Genomic DNA, 16060 nt, shown 5'->3' with positions numbered 1-16060 from the left:
CGTCACCGCAGCCCGTCTGCGTCTCAATAGCGCTCTGCCACGAAATTCATGTACTTCAGGCCAGCCTGGTCGTCGTAGCGCCCCTTGTCGGATCGTTTAGGCAGCTTGATCTTGTCCTTCTTGATGCGCTTGTAGGGAATGGCGCCGAGAAGGTGGGCGATGCAGTTCAGCCGCGCCTTGCGCTTGTCGTCGGACCGGATGATGTACCAGGGCGCGTCCTTCGTGCTCGTCTTCTTCAGCATGAGGTCGCGCGCCCGTGAATAATCATACCAACGCCGGAATGATTCCAGGTCCATCGGGCTGAGCTTCCACTGCCGGACAGGGTCGTCGATCCGGGCCTTGAAGCGGCGTTCCTGCTCGTCCATGCCGACTTCGAGCCAGATCTTGATCAGGATGATGCCGCCGTCGATGACGTATTTCTCCATCTGCGGACAGAGGTTGAGGAAGCGTTCGTGTTCCGCGGGAGTGCAGAAGTTCATGACATATTCGACGCCGGCACGGTTGTACCAGCTCCGGTCGAAGATCACGATCTCGCCGGCAGCGGGAAATTTCTCCATGTAGCGCTGGAAGAACAGCTGAGTCTTCTCGCGATCCGACGGTGCGGGTAGGGCGACCACGCGAAACACGCGCGGGCTGACCTTCTCGGTGATCGCTTTGATCGTGCCGCCCTTGCCGGCCGCGTCCCGGCCCTCGAACAGGACGATGACGCGCAGTTTGTTCTCTCGCACGTAATCCTGGAGATGACAGAGCTCGACCTGAAGCTTTCCAAGCTCCTTCTCGTAGTCCTTTCGCTTCATCCGCTCCGCAGGCGCGTCCTTGGCCATGCCATTCGCTCCTGTCGCGCTTCATTCGTCCCAGGAGATGGTCACGCCGATATCGCCGGGCACACCGCCAGGAAATTCGATCACCTGGTAGGAAATGCGATAGCCGCGCGGTTTCAGATAATCGGTCCAGAGCTGGAAGATCTCCTTGGGGATTCCGGTCAGAGTGTTCTCCCAGCCCTTTTCCATTTGATTGATGGCCCGTCCCTTGTCGGTGCAAAGCGAGTTGGGGAAGCGATAGACCAGCACTTCCGTCAGGCCGTTTCGCACGGCACGCTGAATGATAGTTGAGGCGAGCTTGATCTTCTCCTCCTCGCTCTTGCCGGACGGCTTGCTCAGGCGCTCGATGAGCGCGCGCTTCTCGGCGTCGGCCGCTGCTGCGAGGCGGACATATTCGTCCGCTTTTTCAGCCTCCTTGAGGGCAGCTTCCTTTCGAATCTGTGCGGCGTTGGGGATGAGATCGTCGAGGCCCGGCATGCTTGCGGCTCCTGATGATTATCCATTTAGCAAGGGAAAACGCTAGGTCGGGCACGAGGCGTTCTCTTGATTCAAATCAAGCAAACAGCGAGACTGCCCGAACAGAGTACCAAAAGTGCATTTTCGCTGATCGGGAGAGACGTTTGAGCGACCAGCTTCATCCAATGGCTCCGCACCATCTGCCGTTCTATCTCGCGCCGGGTAGCGGCACCGACACGCTGATGGTCGTGATGGGGTTTTTCCTGATTGGCACCATACTTTGGGTCGGTACGCTCTATTGGAAGCTGCACAGCCTGCCCGAGCGGATGGCGCACAAGTCGCAGAAATTGCAGTTCGAACTCGTTGCGGTGCTCGGACTGATCTCGCTGTTCACGCACATGCACATCTTCTGGATTGCGGGGCTGCTGCTGGCGATGATCGATCTGCCCGATTTCGGCACACCGCTGCGCAGCATCGCCGGATCGGTAGAGAAGATTGCCGACGCGACGCCGGGCGGCGGCGAGGAGGCCGCGAGCGACGTTGCGGTTGCCGCGGCGGCAGCAGAAAAGCCGGAGTTCGCCAAGGAGAAGGAGCCTAGCCATGCTTGAGCTCCTGATCTGCTCCCTCGTCACGATCCTGCCGGACTATCTCTACCGCCGCTATGTCCAGGGCAAGCGCCTCGGCAAGGAGATCACCTTCTTTTCGATCTGGTATGAGCTGCGCTGGGGCATCACCGGCTGTCTGATGCTGACGGTGTCGCTCATCACCATGATCTTCTACTTCCATCCGGCGACGTCGTCGGCGACGCTCTATTTCCGCACCGTGCCGATCCTGCCTGAGGGGTCCGGCCGCGTCGACGAGGTCAAGGTCGGCTTCAGCGCGCCGGTCAAGAAGGGCGACGTGCTGTTCACGCTCGACAGCTCGAAGCAGCAGGCCGCCGTCGAAACCGCCAGGCGAAAGGTGGCAGAGGTCGATGCGGCGATGCAGACGGCGCAGGCCGACGTCGTGAAAGCGGAGGCCCAGGTCGGGGAGGCGAGAGCCAATTACCAGCAGGCCAAGGACGAGCTTGAGGTCAAGAGCGAGCTCCAGCGCCGCAATCCCGGAATCGTTCCGCAACGCGACATTGACAAGCTCCAGGTCCTGGTCGACCAGCGCCAGTCCGGCATCGATGCCGCGGCGGCCGCCAAGCAATCCGCTTCCTTGCAGCTGTCGGTTTTGCTGCCCGCGCAGAAGGCCAGCGCGGAAGCCGCACTCGCTCAGGCGCAGGTCGACCTCGATAAAACCTTTGTACGCGCCGGCGTCGACGGACGAGTGGAGCAGTTCCTGGTTCGGACCGGCGATGTCGTCAATCAGCTGATGCGCCCGGCGGGCGTTCTCGTGCCCGAAGGTGCCGGCCGCAAGGCGCTGCAGGCCGGCTTCGGCCAAATCGAGGCGCAGGTGATGAAGACAGGCATGGTGGCGGAAGCGACCTGCATCTCGAGGCCATGGGTGATCATCCCGATGGTGATCACGACGGTGCAGGATTACATCGCGGCCGGACAGTTCCGCTCCGGCGAGCAGCTCATCGATCCGCAGAATGCGGTCCGTCCCGGCACGATCCTCGTATTTCTGGAGCCACTTTACAAAGGCGGCCTCGACGGGGTGACGCCGGGCTCGAGCTGCATCGTCAATGCCTATACCAGCAATCACGAGGAGATCTCGGCCAAGGGTACCTCGACAAGCCGGAAGATCGCGCTCCATGTCGTGGACGGCGTCGGCCTCGTCCACGCGCTGCTGCTGCGTATCCAGGCGCTGTTGCTGCCGATCCAAACGCTGGTACTGAGCGGGCATTGAGCGGCGAGAGAAGGACGATCAGATGGGTTCAAGGAAATTAGCCACGCTCGGTATGACGATGATCTCGCTCGTCGTCACGGTTGTCAGCGCCAATGCGCTCGAGCTCAACGGCGCATGGGCGACCGGTGCCGACAACTGCGCCAAGGTATTCGCGCGCAAGGGAGCCCAGCTCGGCTTCACCGACATGTCGGATGTTTATGGCGGCGGCTTCATTGTCGATGGAGATCAGATCATCGGAAAATTCGCACGCTGCCGGATCAAGGCGAGGAAGGACAGCGGGCCGAACGTTAACCTGATCGCCGCCTGCGCCACCGACATGATGCTCTCCAGCGTTCAATTCAGCCTGAAAGAGCTCGATACAAACAGCCTCGTTCGACAGTTCCCCGGCATGGAGGATATGGAAATCCGCTATCACCGTTGCCCGGCTCAGTAGCGGGAAGATGCGCTGGTCTTGACACATGTTCAACATGTGTCGGGTTGCGGACTGTCGGCGTGTCGTGATTCCCGCTAGAATGCCCTGGAAAGCAGCCGTCGAAGCTGCGGGAATGGAGGTTGAGCGGGCGTATGTGCACTGGTTCAGTCAGGTCGTGGCGAGCCGCGGCCGCGCTGTTGTCCCTCGGCCTCTTCGTGGTCGTGTGCCTGCCACCTGTGCGCGCCGACGCCGTCGAGCGAAGCCGGCGCGGCGAGCTCAAACGGGTGCTGATCCTGCACTCCTTCGGCCGCGAGTTTCGGCCGTGGAGCGAGTATGCGCGCGACATCAAGACCGAACTCGAGCGGCAATCGCCATGGCCGCTCGACATCCAGGAGCACGCGCTGCTCACAGCGCGTTTCAACAATCCCGGTCCCGAGGCGCCTTTCGTCGAGTATCTGCACTCGTTGTACCAGGGCGCATTGCCCGACATTGTCTTGTGCATCGGCGCGCCGGCGGCCCGGTTTGCGCAGAGATATCGGGCGAAACTGTTCCCCGACACCCCGCTCATTCATGCGGTGGTCGAACATCGACTGGTTGACCGAGCCAATCTGAGTAGCAACGACGTGATCGTTGCAGTCCGCAATGATTTCCTGATCGCATTCGAGCACATCCTGCAGCTTCTGCCGGACACCAAGTCGGTTGCAGTGGTGATTGGTGCCTCGCCCCTGGAGAAGTTCTGGTTGGAAGAGGTGAAACGGGAGCTGAAGCCTCTCGACGCGCGGGTCGAGTTGGTCTGGTATTCGGATCTGTCATTTGAGGACATACTGAAGCGGGCAGCAAAGCTCCCCGCACACAGCGCGCTATTCTGGGGGCTAATGTCGATCGATGCGGCTGGGGTCGTTCACGAGAGCGACATTGCTCTGCGAAGTCTGCATGCGGTCGCGAATGCTCCGATCTTTTCCTATGCGGAGCCGTTTTTCGGTGACAGCACCGTTGGCGGACCGATGCAGTTGATTACAGAAACGAGTTCAAGGACCGTTAGCGCCGCGATCGGTATCCTCGGCGGCGCGACGCCGGGAAGCATCAATTATGAGCCTATCGGCTTTGCTGCGCCCCGATACGACTGGCGGGAACTACAGCGCTGGGGCATCAGCGAGAGCCGTTTGCCTCCCGGCAGCGCCATCCTGTTTCGGGAGCCGAACATCTGGCAACGTTATCGCTGGCAGATGTTGATGATCGCGGCCGTATTTCTGGTGCAGGCCGGTCTCATCAGCGGGCTGCTGCACGAGCGTCGGCGGCGGCGGTTTGCCGAGGTTGAATCGCGCCAGCGCCTCGCCGAACTCGCTCACGCCAATCGCTACTCCGCCGTCGGCGAGTTGACGACGTCAATCGCCCACGAGCTGAACCAGCCGCTTGGCTCGATTCTGACCAACGCCGAAACGGCGGAGCTCATGCTGCGCGCCAACTCACCGGACATCAACGAGGTTCGTCAGATTCTCGCTGACATCAGGCGCGACGATCAACGAGCCAGCGAGGTGATCCGCAGGCTGCGCTCCGTTTTGAAAAAGACGCCTTTCGAGGTCAAGGAGATCGAGCTCAACGACACCGTCCGCGAAGCGATCGGGCTCGTGAAAGCCGTGGCGGATGGGCGCCGCATCGCATTGATTTACACGCCTGTCCTGGTTGATCTTGATGTCAAGGGGGATCCGGTCCAGCTCCAGCAGGTCATCCTCAACCTGATCATGAACGCAATGGATGCGGTATCCGATGCAAATGCCGATAAGCGCGAAGTCAGCGTCTCAACCGTTCGTGCCGGCAATCACGCCGAGATCAGGATCACCGATACCGGACCTGGAATAGCCGCGACCGACCTCGCCAAGGTCTTCGATCCGTTCTTCACAACCAAGCCGCAAGGCATGGGAATGGGACTTGCGATCGTCAAGACCATCATCGAGGCCCATCAGGGCGATATCGCCGCGGCAACCCATGCCGCGGGCGGGGCCCTGTTCACGATCCGGCTTCCGGTCGCGCGCTGAACGGGCGATATCTTGATCTTGATCAAGCCTCTCGATGGCCGGGACCGTCTCTCTTTCGCAGTTGCATGATGTCGGCTCCTGATGGATGCGGAACTGATCGAATGATGCTCTGCTCTCGCGCTGCAGCAGTCTCGACGACTTCGTTTCGTTGATCTTGATCAACGAACGCGTCCGATCCGGCTCGATCTTCCGAAGCTGAAAGTCCGAAGGAGGATGTGATGTTTCGCTGCGGCAAGATCCTGATGGCGCTTGCGTTCATAATGGCGACTTCGGTCGCTGCAACGGCGCAGACCCCAACGCCGCCTGCGGCCCCGATTCCGCAGGCGCAGCCGGCGAGCCAGCCCGCGCCGTCGGCGGAGCTTCTGAAGCCCGAGCAGCTCGAGGCTCTCGTGGCGCCGATCGCGCTCTATCCGGACGAACTCCTTGCGAACGTTCTGGCCGCTTCGACCTATCCGCTCGAGGTGGTGCAGGCTGATCGCTGGCTGAAGGAGCGCAAGGCCCTCAAAGGTGACGCGCTGAAGACGGAGGTGGACAAGCAGGCCTGGGATGACAGCGTCAAGGCGCTGGCCAGCACTGCCGATGTTCTGACCATGATGAGCGACCAGCTCGACTGGACCAAAAAGCTGGGCGACGCCTTTCTGGCTCAGCAGCCCGACGTGATGGATGCGATCCAGCGCCTGCGCAACAAGGCCTATGACAACAAGAAGCTGGTCACGACCAAGCAGCAGAAGGTCAGTGTCCAGTCTCAGGAGGGCAAGCAGGTTGTCGTGATCCAGCAGGCCAATCCTGCGGAAATGTATGTGCCGTATTACGATCCGGCGACGGTCTACGGGAGCTGGCCCTATGCCGAGTATCCGCCTTATTACTGGGGCTACCCGTCCTATATCGGTGCCGGCATGGTCGCGGCCGGCCTGGCGTTCGGCACGGCCTGGGCGATCGGACGCTGGGGCAATTACTGGGGCGGCGGCTGCAACTGGGGCAATCGCAACGTTTACGTCAATCACCGCACCACTAACATCGGCAACGGCTGGCAGCACAATCCGGCGCATCGCGGCGGCGTGCGCTACAACAACAGCAATGTTCAGCAGCGTTTCGGCAACAACAATCTGAAGGCCGGCGTGTCGGATCGGATGGATTTCCGCGGCCGTGACGGCAACCAGGTGTTGCGTCCAAATCAAGGTGCAGGAGATCGGGCAGGCGATCGCGCCGGTGACCGCGCAGGAGATCGTGCGGGCGATCGCGCGGGTGATCGTGCCGGCAACCGCGGCGATCGGCCCGGCGGCGGCGATCGCGCTGGGTCCAGCGATCGTGCCAAGGGTGGTGGTGACCGGGCCAAGGCTGCAAACAAAGGCGGCGGAGATCGCGCCAAGGCCGCCAACCGCGCCGGCGGCGGTGCTGCGGCCAACCGCGGCGGCGGCAATCGCGGCGGTGCCATGAATGTCTCCTCCGGCCGCTCGGCAGCCGCAGCGTCCGCGCGTGGTCGCGCCAGCATGGCCAGCATGCCACGCGGTGGCGGCGGTGGACCGAGCTTTGCCGGCCGCGGCGGTGGTGGCGGAATGGCGATGCGTGGTGGCGGCGGTGGATTCCGCGGAGGCGGCGGTGGCGGCCGGCGCTCCGACATTGCGTTGAAGCATGACGTCGTCCTGCTCGGTCAACTCTCAAACGGCCTCGGCTATTATCGCTTCAGCTATATCGGCAGCGACAAGGCCTATGTCGGCGTCATGGCGCAGGAGGTCGAGCAGGTGATGCCAGCCGCGGTAACCCGCGGCAGCGATGGATATCTGCGCGTCTATTACGAAAAGCTCGGCCTGACATTCCGCAGCTATGGCGACTGGCTCGCCGGCGGCGCGAAGATCCCTGCGGAGGCGACGCCATGACCGGCTTGAAATCATTCCGTCGCGCAATGTTGCCGGGTTTCGTGGCGCTGGCGTTGCTCGGCTCTGCGTCACAGGCGCAGCAGTCCTTCAAGACGCCGGAGGACGCGGCCGCCGCGCTCGCGGCTGCGGTCAAGAGCGGGCCGGATGACATCCTGAAAGTGCTGGGCAGGGCCGCGGACGACATCGTCTCCTCCGGCGACGAGATCGCCGACAATGACATCCGCCAGCGCTTCACCTCGATGTATGACGCCAAGCACGCCATCAAGGCCGAGGGCAACAAGACCGCGACCCTGATGCTCGGGCCGGACGATTTCGCGTTCCCGATTCCGCTAGTCAACACCAAGAGCGGCTGGGAATTCGACACCGCCGAGGGACGCATCGAGGTGCTGCGCCGTCGCATCGGCCGCAACGAGCTCGACGCGATCCAGACCGCGCTCGCCTTCGTCGACGCGCAGAATGAATATGCCGACAAGGACCGCGGCGAGGGCGCTGGCATCTACGCACAGCGCATCGTCTCCTCGCCCGGCAAGAAGGACGGCCTGTTCTGGCGTGACGACAACGATCCGAGCCCGCTTGGCGCGCTGGCGGCCGAGGCCTCGAAGGAAGGCTATCGCGCCGGCGACGTCGGTCCTGCGCCCTATCACGGCTACTATTTCCGCATCCTCAAGGGGCAGGGTCGGGATGCGCCTGGCGGCGCGCTCAACTACGTCGTCAAGGGCAAAATGATCGGCGGATTTGCCCTGATCGCCTGGCCGGCGGAGTATGGCAATTCGGGCATCATGACCTTCCTGGTCAATCACGCCGGCACCGTCTACCAGAAAGACCTTGGCAAGCGCACGGCATTCGTCGCCGAGCGGACCACGCTGTTCGATCCCGATGAGACCTGGAAGAAGGTCGATGCTGCAAAACCCTGAGCGGCGCGGGCGCCACCGCGCACTTCGGCTGATGATGCTCCTGTTGCTGGCGCTTGGGTTGGCTGCGCCGGCAACACCATCCTTTGCGCAGGCGTCCGGCCAGGTCAGGGCCAAGATCGTCAAGGCCGGCCTTGTGGTCGGCGGCGGCGCTGGCAGTGGCGTGTTGACCTACCGCGGCAAGTCTTACCCGTTCAAGATCAGCGGCCTGAGCTTCGGCATCACGGTCGGCGCGACAGTCGGCCGGCTCGATGGCTGGGCTTCGGGGATCCGCGAGGTCGGCGACTTTGCCGGCACCTACAGTTCGGTCGGCGGCGGTTTTGCTCTGGTCGGCGGCGTCAACGGCGTCCATCTCCGCAACGAGAAGGGTGTGACGATCGTGCTGCAAGGCCCCAAGGCGGGGCTCGAGCTGGCGGCCAACATCAGTCAGATCACGATCGCCTTGAAGTGAGGCTCAGGAGGGGTGCGCGGACCGAAGCGTGAGAGTCGAGAGCACTGTCCTTAAATCTTCACTTCTCGCGAGCTTGAAATCCAACTTTGCGAACACGCACCGCATGGACGAGCAGCCGCGCCAGAGCGGCAGTGCGAGCTTCTTCTGACTGCAGCATCTGTCATCGATATTGTCCACCCTGATGCCTGACATCTATGAACCGACGGCGCAGGAAAAGCGATCTTGAGGACGGTGTTACAAAGCGCTAGGAGGTGCGGGTAACAATGCTCAAGCCGCAGCTTCTTATCACAGGTAAGTCATTGAGATTTCGACATAATCGTTTTTCCGTTGCCCCCATGATGGATTGGACTGACCGGCATTGCCGGGTGTTCCACCGTCACCTGACGCGACGGGCGCTGCTTTATACGGAGATGCTGACCACGGGCGCCATCATTCATGGCGACCGGGAGCGGCTGCTTGGATTCGACGCATGCGAGCATCCGGTGGCGCTTCAGCTTGGCGGCTCGGATCCGCACGAACTCGCGCAGGCCGCGCGGATCGGCGAAGCGTTTGGTTATGACGAGATCAATCTCAATGTCGGCTGCCCGTCCGACCGCGTGAAGGATGGCCGCTTCGGCGCCTGCCTCATGGCCGAGCCGGAACTGGTGGCGCGATGCGTCGAGGAGATGAAGGCTGCGGTCGCCGTTCCCGTCACCGTGAAGTGCCGCATCGGCATCGACGACCAGGATCCCGAGGTCGCGCTCGATACGCTGGCGCGCGCGGTGGTGGCGTCCGGCTGCGATGCGCTGATCGTGCACGCGCGCAAGGCCTGGCTCAGCGGCCTGTCGCCGAAGGAGAACCGCGACATCCCGCCGCTCGACTATGAACGCGTCTATCGTCTCAAGCACGCGATGCCTGATGTGCCCGTCATCATCAATGGCGGCATCCGGAGCATCGAAGAGGCGAAGGCGCATCTCGAGCACGTCGACGGCGTGATGCTCGGCCGCGCGGCCTACCAGGAGCCGTGGCGGTTGCTCGGCGTCGATGACGACATCTTCGGCGAGACGGCACCGCACACCTCCATGCAGGAGGCGCTCGAGGCGATGATGCCCTACATCGAAGAGCAACTGGCGCGTGGCACCCGGCTGCACGCGATTACGCGGCATTTCGTTGGCGCATTCCACGCCGTGCCGGGGGCGCGCGCATTCCGGCGGCATCTCGCCGAGCAGGGGGTGAAGCCGGGCGCCGGTCTCGCCGTGCTGCGCGACGCGATCGCGCGTGTCGGTGCACGTGCCCCTGCGGAGGCGGCGGCCTAGGTTGGTCTAGTTGACCGCCGCGCGTGTGCGACGGGAGCTGCGCTGGAGCTCCGGATACCCCGTCAACATCAGCGTATCCGCGCGCACGCCCCAGCTCTCCAGGCGGTCGAGGAAGCTCATCCCGAGCAGATTGGTCTTCATCTGGCCGCGCTGCACGACAAGGGCCGGGACCGACTTCTCCACCAGCTTGCCGACGGCGAGACGGTCGAGCGTGAGCCGGGCGGCCTTGGTGTGGCCGCCGGCGGTCTCCAGGTCGACGTCGTATTCGAGCATATCGAGCGGCAACCCGATCGCCTTTGCGGTTTCCCAGGTCAGCACCACCGAGGTCGCGCCGGTATCGATCACCATCGGTGCAGCCACGCCGTTGATCTTGGCGCGCAATGCGAACTCGCCGCCCTGGCCGCGCGGGATATGCACGGCGGGAGCCGGCGCGGCGGTCGGCGCGCGGAAGATGTGCGAGACCTTGTGGCTGGCCCGCGCGATCTGGTCGGGATCGCCATAGGCGACGACCGCACCTGCGGTGCCGGCGAGCATGACGAGAACGAGCAGGAAGCGGATCATCGCACGCCTCCCCGCGTGCGCGTGCCCGTCAGGTGCGCCTTGGCAATGCCGCGATCGGCGTGAGGCCAGCCTGATTCATCCGGGCCGGCAATAGCGCCATGACGGCCAGCCGTTCCGCGCTGTCCATGGCGTGCCAGCGCGCGATCTCCGGCAAGGTCCGGCCGCAGCCGAAGCACAGCTTGGACTTGGGATCGATGATGCAGACGGCGACGCACGGCGTGTCTTTGCTCATACGGATATAGTGAGGGATGGTCGGGCATGTCTGCAAGCATCTCGTTAAGACCCCGTGCCTGCGCTCATGATCGGCTTGTGGCGCGGCCGGCGCTTCTCATCAGGAACGAGCGAACTTTCCGGCTGGAGCGGCGGGGAATCGTCCGACAGCGGTGCCAGCGCACTCATCACGCGCTCCGGCGGGAAGGTGACGATCACCTCGGTGCCGATGCGTAGCTTCGATTTCAGTGTGAACGTGCCGCCATGCAGGTCGATCAGATTCTTGGCGATGGGCAGGCCCAGGCCCGCGCCTTGTTCCGCCGACTTGATCGAGTTCGAGCCCTGGCCGAACGAGGCCAGCACGACCGGAATCTCGTCCTCGGGGATGCCGGAGCCGGAATCCCTCACCGAGAGATATTGTCCGCCCGAAGCGGTCCATCCCGCCTTGAGCCAGATCTCGCCGCCTTGCGGAGTGAACTTGATCGAATTGGAGAGCAGATTGAGCACGACCTGGCGGATCGCGCGCTCGTCGGCCCAGAGCCGCGGCATCGCTTGCTCGAACACTTCGTGGATGGTGATGCCGCGACTGGACGCGCGCAGCTTCATCAAATGGTGGCAGTCGGCGACGATGCCGACCAGGGACACCGCTTCCTCGTTGAGTTCGTAGCGGCCGGCTTCGATCCGGGATAGATCGAGGATCTCGTTGATGAGATTGAGCAGGTGTACGCCGGAATTGTGAATGTCGGCGGAATATTCCTTGTACACCGGAACCGCATGTGCGCCGAAAATCTCGCTCTTCATCACCTCGGAAAAACCGAGGATGGCGTTCAGTGGCGTGCGCAGCTCGTGGCTCATCTGCGCGAGGAAGCGCGACTTGGCGACGTTGGCGGATTCGGCGCGGTGGCGTGCTTCGTCCGAGATTGCTTTGGCCTGTTCGAGCTCGCCGATCAGCGCGTCCTTCTCGGCGCGCGCCTCGAGCGTGGCGAAGGTCGAGGAGTGCAGGCGGTGGGCCAGCAGCACGAAATAGCCCTCGGCCGCGACCGCGAGCGCCGCCAGGATGTAATTGTCCAGCGAGCCCGTCATCACGAAGCTCAGTGCCATCGCGACAGCGACCGGCATGGTGGCGGCAACGGCGGCGATCGGCAGATTGGCGGCCAGCATGCTCGATACTGCGATCACCAGCAGCATCAGAAACATCATCAGCGTTTCCGTGACCATGTCGAGCACGGGATGGATCAGGATTGCCATCCAGCACAGGCCATAAAGCAGGTCGAGCACGACGAAACGTGTCCGCCACGCGCGCGTCGCGGCAGGAGAGGCGGGTTCGGTCAGGAACCGTCGGCAGCTGCGGATCATGGCGGCATGGAAGCAGAGCATTCCAGCTGTCCAGGCCGCGGCCGGGATCGGCTGCATCCAGACCCCGAACAGCACGCCGGTTGCGACGACCAGCAGCATCACGACATAGGAAGCCGACAGCCGAGTCTGGGCGTATTGACGCAGCATCTCGGCGTCGAAGGCCGGCCGGGTTCCGCTGGTCGACGTTAACCTGTCGCGCGCCTCGCGCACCCGCTGCGCCGCAGCCCTTCGGCTGCTCGCCGATGGAGCGCTCACCGGCTCCGCCGGAAGCTGCACAACCTCGGGCTTTTCAGCGGGGTTACTCATCAAGCAACACGATTCCTGCCCACGCCGGACGCGGGCCTTCTGCATTGTCTATCTCTGGCAAGAAATCCTTAAGAGGTGCCTTAAGGAGCTAAAGAATTACGTTAACCCGGCGTTAATTGATGTTCCGTCCGGGCCGCCGCGGTCGGTGGACCCGCGGCCCTTCACCTGAAGAAAACGAGCGTGACCAACGCGAAGACCGGCAGCAGCAGGAGGGAGCTCCAAACCATGTATCCGAAGAAGCCCGGCATTGCGACGCCACCTGCTCGCGCAATCGCGTACACCATGAAGTTGGGGGCGTTGCCGATGTAGGAGTTTGCGCCCATGAACACGGCACCGGCCGAAATCGCGGCAAGGGTCAGGGCGCCGTTCGTCATCAGATGATTGGCATCGCCCCCGGCAAGCTCGAAGAAGACCAGATAGGTCGGTGCATTGTCGAGAAAAGATGAGAGCAGGCCCGTCAACCAGAAATAGGCCGCATTGTTCGGTGTGCCGTCGGCATTGGTGACCATGTTGACGACGGGAGCAAACGCACCGGATCGGCCGGCGTTGAGAATCGCAAGCACGGGAATGATGGTGATGAAGATGGCGGCGAACAGCTTTGCCACTTCGATCATTGGGCCCCAAGAGAAGCCGTTCGCGTCGTGGTCCTCCTTCGACGTGACCGCAAGGGATGCGAACACGACGCCGATCATCACGGCATCGCGCAGAAGATTCTGCACCTGGAGATGCGTGCCGAGGACGTCAAACCCGCCGAGGTCTAGCTTGGCACTCACGAGGATCGCGGCAATGATTACCCCCATGAGAGCGAAGTTGAGGCCGCCGTTGATCCGCAAGGGATTATCCGGAGTAGGGTCGGGTTTGACGCGGCCTTCCTTGCGATAAAGATAAGCGTCGATGCAAAAGAACAAAGCGAGCAGGATCCAGGCCGCGGACGTGGTCTGAGGGAACAGGTGCGTCGTCGTCCAGAAGAAGTCGACGCCGCGCAGGAATCCCAGAAACAAGGGCGGATCTCCCAACGGTGAGAGCGAGCCGCCGATGTTGGACACCAGAAAGATGAAGAAGATGACGACATGCGCATTGTGCCGCCGGTCGTCGTTGGCGCGGATCACCGGCCGGATCATGACCATCGACGCGCCGGTCGTGCCGATGACACTTGCGAGCAGCGTGCCCAATGCGAGCAGGAGCGTGTTCAGCAGCGGAGAGCCGTGAAGATTGCCACGCACCACGATTCCGCCGGCCACGGTGAACAACGCAAGGAGCAGCAGAATGAAGGGAATATATTCCAGCAGCGCGGTATGAACGAGCGCTTGGATGGTCGGAAGCGAGCCATACCAGATTGCGAACGGCAACACGATCAGGGCAGCCCACATCGCGGCGATCTTGCCCTGATGTTGTTCCCAGAAGTGCGGTGCTGCGAGCGGAAATATCGCGATCGATAGGAGCATGCCGGCGAATGGGAGCGCCCATTGCGGGCCGATGCTGGCGCCGTCGAGCGATGCGGCTCGCGCCGGCGAAGGCGACGCAACCAGGATCAGAATAGCAAGGCAGACTAGGCTCGTGAGGAAGAGAGAGCGCCGCTGAAAGACCCTATGTCCGGTAACACCGACAAAAGCAACGACAAGGATGGCGGCGATCATGCTAAGCAAGACTCCCCCGAATGCTATGGTTGTTACGCCCGCTTGGAATTCGTCGCGGCCGAAGTCGCGACGAAGTTTGATGCTGCGAGCGCCGATAGATCAGCGCTGCAGGCGCGCAAGCAGGCTCGACGTATCCCAGCGCTTGCCGCCCATCTTCTCCACTTCGGAGTAGAACTGGTCGACCAGCGCAGTCACCGGCAGGTTGGCGCCGTTGCGGCGGGCTTCGGCCAGCGAGATCGAGAGGTCCTTGCGCATCCATTCGACCGCGAAGCCGAAATCGTACTTGTCCTCGTTCATGGTCTTGTAGCGGTTCTCCATCTGCCAGGACTGCGCCGCGCCCTTGGAGATGGTCTCGATCACTGCGGCGACGTCGAGGCCGCTCTTCTTGGCGAAGTGGATACCCTCTGAGAGACCCTGCACGAGGCCCGCGATGCAGATCTGATTGACCATCTTGGTCAGCTGGCCGCTTCCGGCGGGGCCGAGCAGCTTGCACATCCGCGCATAGGCGCCGGTGATGATCGGCTCGGCGCCGGCATAGGCATCCTGCGCACCGCCGCACATCACGGTCAGCACGCCGTTCTCTGCGCCGGCCTGGCCGCCGGAAACGGGCGCGTCGACGAACTTGAAGCCGGCCTTGGTCGCGGCCGCATCGAGCTCGCGGGCGACTTCGGCCGAGGCGGTGGTGTGGTCGACGAAGGTCGCGCCCTTCTTCATGCCGGCAAACGCGCCGTCGGGGCCGATCGTGACCGCGCGCAGATCGTTGTCGTTGCCGACGCAGCACATCACGAAATCCTGGCCTTCGGCCGCGGCCTTCGGGGTCGGCGCGGTCTTGCCGCCGAACTTGTCCGCCCACTCCTTCGCCTTGGCCGCGGTGCGGTTGTAGACGGTGACCTCATGGCCCCCTTTTTTCACGAGGTGTCCGGCCATCGGGAAGCCCATGACGCCGAGACCGAGGAAAGCGACTTTAGCCATGTATGGTACCTTGTCCGTAGTTTGGGTTTACGGTTCTTGCCGGGCGAGCAGGGCGCCTGGTTCCGCCTTGGAGACGGATTGGGCCGCACCATAAACCCTTGAGGCCGGAGGGCAACGGCTTCGTTTGGCGCTCCCCTGTGCTAGGATGGCGGACCTCAAGAACCTCAAAAAATGGGAGCGAAGGCATGGGTGTGGATTTGGGCGACGTGAGCGTGGGCGTGCTCGATCATTTCAACATCCGGACCCGGAAGCTGGCCGAGACGGTCCGCTTCTACGAGGACGTTCTGGGCCTCGAAAATGGCGCCCGGCCGAATTTCGCCTTTCCGGGCGCCTGGATGTACAGCGAGGGCAGGCCGGTGGTGCATCTGGTCGATATTTCGCCGACTGCCGAGCCACAAAAGCCGGATTCCGGCGTTGTTCACCATGTCGCCTTCGTCAGCCGCGGCTTCGACGCCATGAAGCAGCGCCTGACGTCGAAGGGGATGAAGTTCGACTCCCGCCAGGTGCCCGGCGGCGACCTCTGGCAGATCTTCGTGCACGACCCCAACGGGGTCATGATCGAGCTGAATTACGAGGCGGTCAGGGAGCAGGGGGCAGCGCCCGCGGAGATGGCCGACGATATCGGCAGGCAGTAGCCTTTTGGGCGTTTCCGCTCTAATGGGGCATCCTCAACTCTAGGAGATGCGCTTTGAGCGTGACGCAGCAACAGGTTCTCGACAGCCTCGCCAGGATCAAGTCGCCCCGCGGGGTCGCGCTCACCAACGCCAATGTGCTGAGCGCGGTCAGCGCCTCCGACGGCAAGGTGTTCTTCTCGATCAACGTCGATGCCACCGAGGCGCGGGCCTGGGAGCCCATCCGGGCCGAAGCCGAGGCTGCCGTCCGTGCCATTCCAGGCGTCACCACCGTGATGGTGGCGCTGACCGCCG

General features: G+C 62.9%; 17 protein-coding genes. 10 read left to right on the top strand and 7 right to left on the bottom strand.

All coding sequences use genetic code 11. The features are described from left to right. Positions 1-23: 23 nt before the first annotated feature. Entirely contained in the window at positions 24-824 is an 801-nt protein-coding gene (gene ppk2 / locus SE91_RS18810; RefSeq protein ID WP_061848638.1) for a polyphosphate kinase 2, read from the bottom strand. Between the two features lie 21 nt (positions 825-845). Beyond that, the gene (locus SE91_RS18805) at positions 846-1298 is read right to left on the bottom strand and encodes a hypothetical protein (RefSeq protein ID WP_008553024.1); all 453 of its coding nucleotides are present in this window, start codon (positions 1296-1298) and stop codon (positions 846-848) included. A 164-nt stretch (positions 1299-1462) separates the two neighbouring features. Between SE91_RS18805 and SE91_RS18800 the strand changes: the two genes are divergently transcribed. From SE91_RS18800 to dusA, 8 genes are all read left to right on the top strand, one after another. Beyond that, entirely contained in the window at positions 1463-1885 is a 423-nt protein-coding gene (locus tag SE91_RS18800; RefSeq protein WP_061848637.1) for a hypothetical protein, read from the top strand. Further along, entirely contained in the window at positions 1878-3110 is a 1233-nt protein-coding gene (locus SE91_RS18795; RefSeq protein ID WP_061848636.1) for an HlyD family secretion protein, read from the top strand. Before SE91_RS18800 ends, SE91_RS18795 begins: the two co-directional genes overlap by 8 nt. A gap of 58 nt (positions 3111-3168) precedes the next feature. Then, complete coding sequence (locus SE91_RS18790; protein ID WP_245318477.1) at positions 3169-3543, top strand: hypothetical protein; 375 nt, start codon at positions 3169-3171, stop codon at positions 3541-3543. Positions 3544-3674: 131 nt separating this feature from the next. Continuing rightward, complete coding sequence (locus tag SE91_RS18785; protein WP_061848634.1) at positions 3675-5558, top strand: sensor histidine kinase; 1884 nt, start codon at positions 3675-3677, stop codon at positions 5556-5558. Between the two features lie 218 nt (positions 5559-5776). Continuing rightward, positions 5777-7435 (top strand): DUF3300 domain-containing protein, encoded by a 1659-nt coding sequence (locus tag SE91_RS18780; protein ID WP_061848633.1) that lies wholly within the window; start codon positions 5777-5779, stop codon positions 7433-7435. Continuing rightward, positions 7432-8349, top strand: coding sequence for a DUF2950 domain-containing protein (locus SE91_RS18775; protein WP_061848632.1), 918 nt, complete (start codon positions 7432-7434; stop codon positions 8347-8349). The genes SE91_RS18780 and SE91_RS18775 overlap by 4 nt, the downstream gene beginning before the upstream one ends. After that, the gene (locus SE91_RS18770) at positions 8333-8797 is read left to right on the top strand and encodes a hypothetical protein (protein ID WP_061848631.1); all 465 of its coding nucleotides are present in this window, start codon (positions 8333-8335) and stop codon (positions 8795-8797) included. The genes SE91_RS18775 and SE91_RS18770 overlap by 17 nt, the downstream gene beginning before the upstream one ends. Positions 8798-9060: 263 nt before the next feature. Beyond that, on the top strand, positions 9061-10092 hold the full coding sequence (gene dusA / locus SE91_RS18765) for a tRNA dihydrouridine(20/20a) synthase DusA (protein ID WP_082813753.1): 1032 nt from the start codon (positions 9061-9063) through the stop codon (positions 10090-10092). A gap of 6 nt (positions 10093-10098) precedes the next feature. Here dusA and SE91_RS18760 read toward each other — a convergent pair whose 3' ends face one another. From SE91_RS18760 to SE91_RS18740, 5 genes are all read right to left on the bottom strand, one after another. Next, complete coding sequence (locus SE91_RS18760) at positions 10099-10653, bottom strand: TIGR02281 family clan AA aspartic protease (protein ID WP_008553000.1); 555 nt, start codon at positions 10651-10653, stop codon at positions 10099-10101. Positions 10654-10681: 28 nt separating this feature from the next. Then, on the bottom strand, positions 10682-10885 hold the full coding sequence (locus SE91_RS18755; RefSeq protein WP_061848629.1) for a DUF1289 domain-containing protein: 204 nt from the start codon (positions 10883-10885) through the stop codon (positions 10682-10684). A gap of 44 nt (positions 10886-10929) precedes the next feature. Beyond that, the gene (locus SE91_RS18750; RefSeq protein WP_061851197.1) at positions 10930-12525 is read right to left on the bottom strand and encodes a sensor histidine kinase; all 1596 of its coding nucleotides are present in this window, start codon (positions 12523-12525) and stop codon (positions 10930-10932) included. Positions 12526-12686: 161 nt separating this feature from the next. Beyond that, positions 12687-14162 (bottom strand): sodium:proton antiporter, encoded by a 1476-nt coding sequence (locus SE91_RS18745; protein ID WP_082813752.1) that lies wholly within the window; start codon positions 14160-14162, stop codon positions 12687-12689. A gap of 99 nt (positions 14163-14261) precedes the next feature. Then, positions 14262-15134 (bottom strand): NAD(P)-dependent oxidoreductase, encoded by an 873-nt coding sequence (locus tag SE91_RS18740; RefSeq protein WP_061848628.1) that lies wholly within the window; start codon positions 15132-15134, stop codon positions 14262-14264. Between the two features lie 197 nt (positions 15135-15331). On the opposite strand from SE91_RS18740, the gene SE91_RS18735 reads away from it, so the two are divergent. Further along, entirely contained in the window at positions 15332-15769 is a 438-nt protein-coding gene (locus SE91_RS18735; RefSeq protein WP_061851195.1) for a VOC family protein, read from the top strand. Positions 15770-15822: 53 nt separating this feature from the next. Beyond that, positions 15823-16060: iron-sulfur cluster assembly protein (locus SE91_RS18730; protein ID WP_156490022.1), on the top strand; the 238-nt coding region annotated here is incomplete at its 3' end.

It is taken from the genome of Bradyrhizobium sp. DOA1 (assembly GCF_001593325.1).
GTDB lineage: Bacteria > Pseudomonadota > Alphaproteobacteria > Rhizobiales > Xanthobacteraceae > Bradyrhizobium.
Note: the sequence above shows the minus strand (reverse complement) of the source record. Positions and strands in the feature narration are given on the sequence as shown.

Coding starts and splice junctions, on each gene's coding strand:
- ppk2 (WP_061848638.1), bottom strand. CDS start 824: ATGGCCAAGGACGCGCCTGCGGAGCGGATGAAGCGAAAGGACTACGAG.
- SE91_RS18805 (WP_008553024.1), bottom strand. CDS start 1,298: ATGCCGGGCCTCGACGATCTCATCCCCAACGCCGCACAGATTCGAAAG.
- SE91_RS18800 (WP_061848637.1), top strand. CDS start 1,463: ATGGCTCCGCACCATCTGCCGTTCTATCTCGCGCCGGGTAGCGGCACC.
- SE91_RS18795 (WP_061848636.1), top strand. CDS start 1,878: ATGCTTGAGCTCCTGATCTGCTCCCTCGTCACGATCCTGCCGGACTAT.
- SE91_RS18790 (WP_245318477.1), top strand. CDS start 3,169: ATGATCTCGCTCGTCGTCACGGTTGTCAGCGCCAATGCGCTCGAGCTC.
- SE91_RS18785 (WP_061848634.1), top strand. CDS start 3,675: ATGTGCACTGGTTCAGTCAGGTCGTGGCGAGCCGCGGCCGCGCTGTTG.
- SE91_RS18780 (WP_061848633.1), top strand. CDS start 5,777: ATGTTTCGCTGCGGCAAGATCCTGATGGCGCTTGCGTTCATAATGGCG.
- SE91_RS18775 (WP_061848632.1), top strand. CDS start 7,432: ATGACCGGCTTGAAATCATTCCGTCGCGCAATGTTGCCGGGTTTCGTG.
- SE91_RS18770 (WP_061848631.1), top strand. CDS start 8,333: ATGCTGCAAAACCCTGAGCGGCGCGGGCGCCACCGCGCACTTCGGCTG.
- dusA (WP_082813753.1), top strand. CDS start 9,061: ATGCTCAAGCCGCAGCTTCTTATCACAGGTAAGTCATTGAGATTTCGA.
- SE91_RS18760 (WP_008553000.1), bottom strand. CDS start 10,653: ATGATCCGCTTCCTGCTCGTTCTCGTCATGCTCGCCGGCACCGCAGGT.
- SE91_RS18755 (WP_061848629.1), bottom strand. CDS start 10,885: ATGAGCAAAGACACGCCGTGCGTCGCCGTCTGCATCATCGATCCCAAG.
- SE91_RS18750 (WP_061851197.1), bottom strand. CDS start 12,525: ATGAGTAACCCCGCTGAAAAGCCCGAGGTTGTGCAGCTTCCGGCGGAG.
- SE91_RS18745 (WP_082813752.1), bottom strand. CDS start 14,162: ATGATCGCCGCCATCCTTGTCGTTGCTTTTGTCGGTGTTACCGGACAT.
- SE91_RS18740 (WP_061848628.1), bottom strand. CDS start 15,134: ATGGCTAAAGTCGCTTTCCTCGGTCTCGGCGTCATGGGCTTCCCGATG.